This window comes from Tepidanaerobacter sp. GT38 (assembly GCF_021991635.1).
In the GTDB taxonomy this organism is placed as follows: domain Bacteria; phylum Bacillota; class Thermosediminibacteria; order Thermosediminibacterales; family Tepidanaerobacteraceae; genus DTU063.
The window spans coordinates 24,192-34,321 of the sequence record NZ_JAFFJA010000057.1; the positions used below are offsets into that span (position 1 = coordinate 24,192).

General features: G+C 40.2%; 11 protein-coding genes. All 11 read right to left on the reverse strand.

Features of this window, described 5'->3' with window-relative positions; genetic code table 11:
• Window positions 1-55 precede the first annotated feature (55 nt).
• Window positions 56-778, reverse strand: a complete 723-nt coding sequence (locus JT739_RS08295; protein ID WP_237660637.1) for a GntR family transcriptional regulator — start codon at window positions 776-778, stop codon at window positions 56-58.
• Window positions 756-1,433 (reverse strand): B12-binding domain-containing protein, encoded by a 678-nt coding sequence (locus JT739_RS08300; RefSeq protein ID WP_237660638.1) that lies wholly within the window; start codon window positions 1,431-1,433, stop codon window positions 756-758. The genes JT739_RS08295 and JT739_RS08300 overlap by 23 nt, the downstream gene beginning before the upstream one ends.
• Window positions 1,434-1,553: 120 nt before the next feature.
• A complete protein-coding gene (locus JT739_RS08305; protein WP_237660639.1) occupies window positions 1,554-2,369 on the reverse strand; it encodes a formate/nitrite transporter family protein in 816 nt (271 codons plus the stop codon).
• Between the two features lie 61 nt (window positions 2,370-2,430).
• The gene (gcvH, locus tag JT739_RS08310) at window positions 2,431-2,805 is read right to left on the reverse strand and encodes a glycine cleavage system protein GcvH (RefSeq protein ID WP_237660640.1); all 375 of its coding nucleotides are present in this window, start codon (window positions 2,803-2,805) and stop codon (window positions 2,431-2,433) included.
• Between the two features lie 33 nt (window positions 2,806-2,838).
• A complete protein-coding gene (locus JT739_RS08315) occupies window positions 2,839-3,714 on the reverse strand; it encodes a methylenetetrahydrofolate reductase (protein ID WP_237660641.1) in 876 nt (291 codons plus the stop codon).
• Window positions 3,711-4,379: a methylenetetrahydrofolate reductase C-terminal domain-containing protein gene (locus JT739_RS08320; protein ID WP_237660642.1), complete on the reverse strand. Its 669-nt coding sequence runs from the start codon at window positions 4,377-4,379 to the stop codon at window positions 3,711-3,713. The genes JT739_RS08315 and JT739_RS08320 overlap by 4 nt, the downstream gene beginning before the upstream one ends.
• Before the next feature lie 20 nt (window positions 4,380-4,399).
• Window positions 4,400-5,257, reverse strand: coding sequence for a bifunctional 5,10-methylenetetrahydrofolate dehydrogenase/5,10-methenyltetrahydrofolate cyclohydrolase (locus JT739_RS08325; RefSeq protein ID WP_237660643.1), 858 nt, complete (start codon window positions 5,255-5,257; stop codon window positions 4,400-4,402).
• 174 nt (window positions 5,258-5,431) lie between these two features.
• On the reverse strand, window positions 5,432-6,064 hold the full coding sequence (locus JT739_RS08330; RefSeq protein ID WP_237660644.1) for a cyclodeaminase/cyclohydrolase family protein: 633 nt from the start codon (window positions 6,062-6,064) through the stop codon (window positions 5,432-5,434).
• A gap of 17 nt (window positions 6,065-6,081) precedes the next feature.
• Window positions 6,082-7,764: a formate--tetrahydrofolate ligase gene (locus JT739_RS08335; protein WP_237660645.1), complete on the reverse strand. Its 1,683-nt coding sequence runs from the start codon at window positions 7,762-7,764 to the stop codon at window positions 6,082-6,084.
• 73 nt (window positions 7,765-7,837) lie between these two features.
• A complete protein-coding gene (locus tag JT739_RS08340) occupies window positions 7,838-8,647 on the reverse strand; it encodes a methyltetrahydrofolate cobalamin methyltransferase (protein WP_237660646.1) in 810 nt (269 codons plus the stop codon).
• 285 nt (window positions 8,648-8,932) lie between these two features.
• A partial coding sequence (locus JT739_RS08345) for a uroporphyrinogen decarboxylase family protein (RefSeq protein WP_237660647.1) occupies window positions 8,933-10,130 on the reverse strand: 1,198 nt, incomplete at its 5' end.

Below are 10,130 nucleotides of genomic sequence, written 5' to 3' on the forward strand. Positions count from 1 at the left end.
TTGTCCTTCTTTTATTGGAAAAAACCTTCTTGCAGTTTTGGAAAATGTCAAAACGTTATTCATGGGTTGTTTTGTCTCTAAAAGATGCTTCTGCATATAGCTTGCAATAATCGCTTCTAAAGTAAGTTATTCCCAAGCCCATTGGCTTGTCTTCGATGTCGTAGAGTTTTTGCTCTACAACCATCAGCGGAAGCTCATTATATATGTTCAAGTATTTTCTGATTTCCTCATCGGGCATCTGGGCAGAGATGACCAGTTCCTTTTTAATTGCAAAAAGTGAAGTGTTTTTAGATACCATTTCAGGAAAAGTCGCATAGCGGATTTCCTTTTCGACAATGGGCATTCCTTTATAATAAGGCAAATATTTTACATCGTAAGCTACAGGTTCTCCATCGGTATAGAATAATCTCCTGATCAAAATTACTTTTTTGTTTTTGGTTATCTGCAAACTGTCAATTAAGTTATAAGGCGGTCTTATAATATTTACTTCTAATAATTTCGTTTGATCCACACTGTTTATAAAATTGTTCATCTCATCGTAATAAAGGGTATATATGCTGCTGTCCGGCTGTTGAACAAAGTTGCCCTTGCCTGGAATGGAGTATATATATCCTTCGCCAGCAAGTATCGCTAATCCTTTTCTCACCGTCATGCGGCTAGCATTGTAGGCCTTACATAACGCGTTTTCTGAGTATATGGCATCACCTGGTTTCAAATCTCCTGAATTAATTTTTTCTTTTATATCCTCAACAATTTTAAGATAAATTGGCAACCCCATGTTCATGACCCCTCGTTTGACACTTTTCTTTTATCCATTGCTTGCAATACTTAACTCCAATAGATGCATCATTTGTAAAAAAGTCGGCACCTATATATTCACATGCTTCTTTTGTGAGATGATTACCTCCTAAAATGACTAGCCTATTGTCTTTTAAGCCCGCTTTTCTTAAAGCATCTACCGTATTTTTCATGGTTTCAATTGTAAAGTTCAACACTCCACTTAAGCCAATGATGTCCGGATCATATTTTACTACACCTTGTACGAAGGACTCAACGGGAACATCTACACCAAGGTCAATTACATCAAAACTGTTGGCTTCCATCATTCCCCTAAAAATATCTTTGCCGATGTCATGCAAGTCTCCCTTAACAGTTCCAACCAGCAGTTTTCCTATTTTTTTCGCGTTATTGTTGTGAAATTGTGCAATCATTTTATCTAATTTCAGAACTTCTTTAAAAATAAGTCCTGCCATAATCAGATCTGCAATAAAATATTGTTTATTTTCATATAATTTGCCTACCCGGTTCATACCTTCTTTGATCAAATCTAACAAATAGAATGGTTCCATGCCATCGTTTAAAGCTTCATTGGCTAACTTTATCACTTTATCTTCGTCCAAGTCTTCCACCGCTTTAATAATTAATTCTTCCATACCCCTCCCCCTTTCTAAACCCATTTCGCGCTTAACACAATTTACAATTACTTTTTTTATAATATCATAAATGCTAAATATTTTAAATAGTAAAACCGGGATAGGAATCCCGGTTTGATGCTACTTATTCACTTGAACTCCTTTTGCGGCAGCAAAATCTCTTTTATAACAATAATAGTATACACAAGGCACAATAATTGCACCGCCTATAATATTGCCTAAAGTAACGGGAATGAGATTGTTATACCAACACTGTAACCAGGATATTTCTGCTCCTAAGAACATGCCTAGAGGAATAAAGAACATATTGGCAATACTGTGTTCGTACCCCGACAAAACAAACAGCATAATCGGAAACCATATGGCGAAAATTTTGCCTGCCATATCTCTAGCCCCTGCCTGCATCCAACATGCCAATACAACCAGCATATTGCAAACGATACCCCTTAGCACTGCTTGAAAAAATGTGGCAGATACCTTTCCATTTGCGATGCTTATGGCTTTGGCGGCCATGGTTTCTGTCCCATAAATGCCCGAAGCAGATAAAAGTAAAGCCAATGCTATTGAACCTAGAAAGTTCCCCAGGTAAACAACGCTCCAGTTGGTAAGCATTTTTCTGAAAGTTATCCTTCCATCAAGGAGTGCTAATGTCAACAGATTATTGCCTGTAAAAAGCTCAGCTCCCGCCATGATCACAAGCATGAGCCCTACAGGAAATACTGCAGCTCCAAGAAGCTTTGCCAAGCCTTCATCTATATTCCCCAGCGTTTGAGTTACAACTATATTTGCGTGAGCTCCAAAACCGATAAATATACCGGCAAATATACCTAAAAAGAGCATCTTCGATACAGGTAAATTGGCCTTTTTTTCCCCGGTTTCAATCCAGGCTGAAGCTATTTCAGCCGGTGGCAGTATGAGCTTGTTAATAAGTATCACTCCTCAAACAGCTTTTTTCTTTATCAAAAACTGCCCACTGCTATTTACAGAACAAAATTATTTATTTCAATCCACCTTCATATTCTTCTGCACTTATCATATCATCCAAATCTTTTAGGTCTTTAACTTCAAACTTGGCAATCCACGCATCATAAGGTGCCTCATTTATATACTCGGGTTGGTCATCAAGCCGTTCATTGACTTCTAACACAGTGCCTGAAAAAGGCATCACTAATGTTGAATTTACTTTTGCGGATTCTACCTCGCTGAATTGATCTCCTTTGGAAAATTCCTCATCTTCTTTTGGCAAATCTACATAGAGTATTTCTCCAAGCTGGTCCTGTGCATAATCTGTGATACCCACATAAGCAATATTGCCCTCCAGCTTTACCCAAAGGTGTTCTCTATTATATTTTAAATCTTGGGGAAATTCCATTTGATTCTCTCCTCTCTAAAATAATCTTTGGCTTTAAAGGCCTGCTTCGTCCAAAATCAGAGGTATATTTTCTTCGGCACCAATTGCCATTATATGAACACCATCGCATAAATTCTTTTCTCTGAGTTCAACTATGAGTTCACCGGCAATTTTTATTCCCTCTTTCACAGGATCATTACTATTTTTTAATCTGTCAATTAAATGGTCAGGAACATTTATCCCTGGAATGTTTTTGTTCATAAATTTTGCCATACCTGCTGATTTCAACGGAATAATTCCAACTAATATCTTAGTATTTAGATGTTTTGTCATTTCCTTGAACTTTTCCATTGTCTTAATGTCATATACAGCTTGGGTTTGGAAAAACCTTGCCCCTGCTTTTATTTTCTTTTCCATTTTAATTAACTGCAGTTCTATGGGATCGTATTCCGGAGTGACGCTGGCTCCTAAAAAGAAAGACGGACTTCCTTCCAGTTTGTTTCCAGACATATCAACACCGCTTGCGAGCACTTTGGCTGCCTGCAGAATTCCAACACTGTCCAAGTCATATACTGGCTTAGCACCGGGATTATCACCCACAGTAGGATGATCTCCAGTGAGTGCTAATAGATTTTTTACCCCAAAAAATCCTGCCGACAGCATCTCTCCCTGTATAGCTATTCGATTGCGGTCTCGCCCTGTAATTTGTAAAACAGGTTCTAAACCTAAGTCAATTAAAGCTTTGCACATGGCAAGTGACGAAGCTTTAAGGGTTGATGATTGAAAATCCGTAACATTTATGGCATGCACTCTGTCACCGAATGTCTCTGCAATTTGCAAAGCCCGAGAAAAATCAGTCCCTTTGGGCGGCGCCAATTCTGCAGTAACAGCAAATTCACCGTTTTCAAGAGCCGTTTTTAGCATACTCATTTAATTGCACCTCCACCACTATTGCGGAGATTGAGAGTTCTAGGATATGCTATCTTAGAAAAATCTTTAGGCTCACGGATTTCAGTTAATTTGTAAACTTGGTCCAATTCTTTCAATTTTTCATATATCAATATCCAAGCACAATCATTTTCCGGATTTACCTCACATTTTCCCTCTTTTGCCCCGCCACAGGGACCGTTTAACAAGGATTTAGCACATCGAGTTACCGGACATATCCCCCCAGTCAATCCCAAAACGCAATCACCGCAAGCTCTGCATGCTTCACTGAATATTCCTACCCTTTCTACTTCCCCTATAAACAAGGTATTGTTGCCGGGATAGACTGGAATCTTCACCTGCTTTGCAACGGTCTGCACTCCGTCTCCACAAGCAAAAGACACAATTGCATCTGCTTCATCTATGCTCTCTTTTATTTTCTTTAAATCCCTACGCACCAAGAGATAATTACAGCTAGTCTCCGGAACAATAAAGGCCAGCACCTGTTTGCCCGCATCTTCCAGCTTTGCTTTTATTGCTATTAGTTCCGCTTCACCACCACTATTACAGGCAGAAGCACATTCACCGCAACCAGTCAGCACTATTTTCTCGGAGTTCTTTAAAAACCCCAGGATTTCTTCAAAAGGCTTATTTTGGGAAATAATCAAGGATAACTCCTCCCTTTAGCCTATTGTAAACCTGCCTGCATTTTACACGCTTTTACCACATGTTTTGCCAGTACCGAGGTTGTAACTGACCCCACTCCTCCGGGAACCGCAGTAATGGCAGAAGCTTTATTGATACAATCATCAGTATCAACGTCACCGCACAATTTTCCGTTTTCATCTACATTTATTCCAACGTCAATGACAACCGCCCCATCCTTAATATAGTCCGAACCCACCATTTTTGCCCTTCCTATGCCTACTACCAGCAAATCTGCACCTGAAGCCACCTTAGGCAAATCCTTTGTCCTTGAATGGCAAATGGTTACGGTGGCGTGTTCTTTTAAAAGCATCATGGCTGCCGGTTTTCCAACTACCATTGATCTGCCAATGACTACTGCATTTTTACCCTTTAATTCAATATCATAATATTTCAATATTTCCATCACTGCCGAAGGGGTACAAGGTGAAAATCCTGTGTCATCTCCTTCAAAAACTTTAGCAACATTTACTGGGCTAAAACAATCCACATCTTTTTCGGGTGCTATTACATGTTTTATGACATTTTCATCTAATTCTTTAGGCAAAGGCCTTAAAATTAGTATCCCGTGAATGGATTTATCATTGTTCATATTCATCAATTCATTTATAAACTCACTTTGAGTAATGTCCTTTGACATGGCCCTTACATCTGTTTCTATGTTCATGCTTACCATTGTCTTGATGGCACCGCGCTCATACGCCATATCACCTGGGTCGTCCCCCACCCTGATAATGGCTAGCTTAGGGATAATTCCTTTTTTTCTAAGCTCATCTACTTCGGCTTTCAGTTTTTCCTTTATCTCATCCGCTACCGGCTTACCCTTCAATAATATTCCCATTTAAATCCTCCCTTGCTCAATTTCAGGACATGGTAAGACACGGGGACGGTTTCCACTACTTGTTGTTTATTTCAAAGACAAGGGGACGTTTTGGGCTTGCTTTAAAATATTACAACAAATAGTTCCGTCCCCGGTGCCTGCTGTATAAAAATGGGGTTTTACTTGCTATCAATCTTATTTATTCAAAATATTTTCGACTTTTTCGTATACCTTATCTGCCAGGATGATTCCCTCTTTTACCAAAGGTTCTGTTTCTTTCCTGACATTATCAACGTAATCTTTATCCTTAATGGAATTGATGTTTATGATTATATTTAGCCAACCGCTGATTATGGCAGCTCTTAAAGCTTGAACCCCAACGCCAACATCGCTTATGGCAAGTCTTGAACCTTTGTCGACCAGTTCAGAATGCAATTTAATTGCCTCATAACAAATCTTTACGATTTTTATAGGAACTTCACAGGCCTGTTTTAAAGTCTTTTCCAGTGTTTCTTCTTTTAATCGCTTTTCTTCCTCCGTACTTTGTGGCATACCGTAGGCTTTGGAAAGAGGAAGAAAATTTTCTGCATCCTCATCAATCATCTGCATCAGGGCATGTTGTAGACCTTCAGCTTTTTTTAAGATGTTCTTGATATCACTTTCAAATTCAGCATATTTCTTTTTCCCTATAGTCAGGTTGCAAACCATACTGCTTAAGGCTACGCCTATAGCTCCCACTAAAGCAGCTGCTCCGCCACCGCCCGGCACCGGGCTTTTGGACGCTAATTTGTCTACAAATTCGTTACAGGTCATATCTGCAAATCTCACCGTATCACTCTCCTCATTTAGAACAAGCCAGAAATTACGCCTTTTTCATTAACGTCAATCTTTTCAGCAGCAGGTACCTTAGGCAAACCTGGCATCTTCATGATTTCTCCGGTAAGTGCAACTAAAAAACCTGCTCCTGCCGATACGGTAATATCCCTTACGGTGATGTTAAATCCTGTGGGTCTACCTAATTTTTTGGGATCATCTGACAGCGAATACTGGGTTTTTGCCATGCAGACGGGCATTTTACCAAAGCCCAATTTTTCAAAGTTTGCTATTTCCTTCAGGGCTTTATCCGTAAATACTACATCGTCAGCACCATATATCTTTTGGGCTATTGCCCTTATCTTTTCTTTTATTGGCATATCTAAGTCGTAGGCATAGGTGAGTTCTCGGCTGTCGTCGCTGTTTTCTGTAAGTCTAATTAATTCCTCTGCCAAAGCTATGCCGCCTTCTCCTCCTTTAGCCCACACTTCAGACAATGCTACATTTACTCCCAGTTCGTTGCATTTTTCTTCAATAAGTTTTAATTCAGCCTCCGTATCCTGTGGGAATCGGTTGATGGCAACTACGGCAGGCAGCTTAAATACCTGTGTGATATTTTCAACATGCTTTAACAAATTGGGCAAGCCTTTGGCCAGAGCATCTAAATCTTCCTTGTTTAATTCAGTTTTTGGCAAACCGCCATTGTATTTAAGGGCTCTGACTGTTGCTACTATAATTACTGCATCTGGTTTTAACCCGGCCAGCCTGCATTTTATGTCAATAAACTTTTCTGCACCCAGGTCGGCACCAAAGCCTGCTTCCGTTACCACATAATCAGCCAGCTGCATTGCCATCTTTGTGGCTATTACTGAATTGCATCCATGGGCGATATTGGCAAAGGGTCCTCCGTGGACAAAAGCAGGCGTTCCTTCCAATGTTTGCACCAGATTTGGCTTCAAAGCATCTTTCAATAAAGCTGCCATAGCCCCTTGAGCTTTTAAGTCACCTGCGGTAACGGGCTTGCCATCCCGATCATAAGCCACAATGATTCTTGAAAGCCTTTCCTTCAAATCCACTATATCATTGGCAAGGCAGAATATGGCCATGACTTCCGAAGCAACTGTAATATCAAAGCCATCTTCTCTAGGCATGCCATTGGCTTTTCCGCCAAGACCGTCAACTACAAATCTCAACTGCCTGTCATTTATATCAAGGGCTCTCCGCCAAACTACACGCCTGGGATCAATGTTTAATTCATTACCCTGGTAAATATGGTTATCAACCATGGCTGCCAACAGGTTATTTGCAGCGGTTATGGCATGAATGTCGCCGGTAAAGTGCAGGTTTATATCTTCCATAGGCACAACTTGAGAATACCCGCCGCCTGCAGCGCCGCCTTTAACTCCAAATACCGGCCCAAGTGATGGCTCTCTTAAGGCGACAATAGTATTTTTGCCTAATCTGGTAAGGGCATCAGCAGCACCGATAGTGGTTGTGGTCTTGCCTTCTCCTGCAGGAGTTGGAGTAATGGCAGTAGTTAAAATTAATTTTGCCTTTTTTGGGGGTCTATCTTTCATCAAATTGTAATCAACTTTGGCTTTGTATTTGCCGTATAACTCAATATCATCTTCGGTAAGCCCAAGTTTTGCTGCAATCTCCCTAATGTCTTTGAGTTTCACCGATTGGGCAATTTCAATGTCAGATTTGAAAGTCATAATCATAGCCTCCTCATTCTAAATATTATATTTAACTATTATTTTAGATTGACAGAAGCCATCACTTTTCCGTCTATTCCTTCTTAGGGCCTATTTGTCCCTTTCGGTATGCAGTAATAAATTTTCTACAATGTCTGTCCTGCCCTAGTAACACTTGAGTTGCCAGTAGCGTTCCCAGCATTTCACGATTGGTGGGATCCATAATAGCCGAATCCATACCTGCATACATGGCTAGTGCTAAAAAGTTTTGATTTATAATTCTTCTAAAGGGCATGCCGAAAGAAATGTTGCTTAAGCCTGAAGTGATATGAATGCTGGGATACATTTCTTTTATTTTTTTCGTTGCTTCAATGAATTTAAGCAAAGATTGATTATCAGTGCTTACGGCTATGACCAAAGGATCAATATGTATTCTGTCAGGAGTAATTCCGAATTTCCCAGCTTTCTCAACCAATATTTTAGTTATATCGATCCTTGTCTCTACATCCGAAGGGATCCCGTTGCTATCACAAGTAAGGCCTATTACCTGCCAATCGGTTCCCTGAATTAAGGGATAAATAATATTGCACTTATCTTCACTTTCTTCTGATACAGAGTTGATAATACCTGGCTGCTTAGCATATTTAAACACAGCTTCAATGGTCCTTGGATTTGGACTATCGATACATAAAGGTTTATCCACTACATCCTGGACTATCTCCATCAACCATTTTAAAGTCTCAACTTCGATTTCCGGCGCCGTGCCTGCACATACATCGATATAATCAGCACCGGCTTCCGCTTGTCTAATAGCAAGGTCTGCTATGAATTGCTCGTTTTTTTCCTTAATAGCCTTTTCAACACTGGGGATCGTACCGTTAATTTTTTCTCCGATAATAATCATAACGATGTAAACACCCCTATCTTTGTAATTTTATTATTATGGTAATAGTATATTAAAAATATATTTATTATATAAATATTTTGTATATACATGTATATCTTACATTAAATTTCGGTTAGTTGTCAATAGACTTAATTGTTTGGTTTTTATTATATTATTGTGTATTATAAAAACATTACTAAATTTCGTAAAGGTTTGTGGTAAGCCCTTTATTTTTGGGGACAAAAAATTGATATTACTATAACAGGGCACAGATATTTACATATCTATGCCCTGTAAAGCATCTTATCCGTATTTTTCAACGGCTTCAATTAATGCAGTAATGTTTTCTAATGGTGTATCGGCAGGTGCAGCAGCTACACCAGGTGCCAGTATAAATCCTCCACCAGGTTTTACTTGCTCTAGTAAATCCTTTACGAATTTGTCTATCTCTGCTGGAGTGCCGCCGGCTATTAAGGTAATCGGTATACCACCCATGACACAGGTATGACCTTGCAGCAGCTTTTTGGCTTTTACTACATCAGTTTTTTCAAAGTATGCTGCGCCCCAGCCCTTTGGAAGCTCAAGAATGGTTTCTAAATGCTGCTCATGGCGTCCTTCAAAGAATACTATGGATTTTACGCCAACTTCATGAAGCGCGAGTATTACTTTCTTTAAGTACGGCCAATAAAATTCATTATAGAGTTTAGGCGATAAGTACTCGTTCAGGTGCAATGGAAACATGGCATATTTTGTTCCCATCTTTGTATAAGCTAATGCGTACTTTATCATCCATTCAGTTATGGCTTCCGTTGCCTTTTTAACTTTGTCGGGGTATCTGCGGATATCCAGCACGACATTGCTGACTCCCCTCAAAAAGTCACCTATTATATCTAGCGGCGCATATCCCCAACCCATGGGAATTGGAGGATATCCGAGTTCCGCATTCATCTTTCCAAATTCAGCCATAAATGCTCCGCTTCTTGCTATCTCCATTCCCAACCTTACCCAGGTAGCCATGGCTTGACGGGGAGTTTCTAGATTTTTACACGCCCTGGGCAGCACCGTTTCGGCGATAAACTTTACGGGATCTTCAATTAACTGGTCATATTCATCCGGTTCCATAAAGGTGCCGCCTATAAACTGAGCGGGTGCTGTTTTATCGGTTTCTCGTCCGGGGAATCTGGTGTACTTGTCACCTAAAATATCGTGTATGGGCCCTGTTATGAAGGTCATGAGGGGTGATAAATCATCGTATTCTGCAAAAGCCATGCAAAATACGCGTCCATCCAAGCCGGTTATTCCTGCCATACTGCTGTCAAAGGGGAAGTCCCTCATGAACTTTTCGCTGGCCTTTAATGCCTTTTCATCTTCATAGCACATATCATAGTTGGTAATCCCCGAATATGCAGGGATTATATCTCCGCCAAATCCCCAAACAGGCACCCTGTCCGGTTCCTGAAGATTCATAGCAGCCTCAATGCGCGCAAGACGCTCCTTCGCC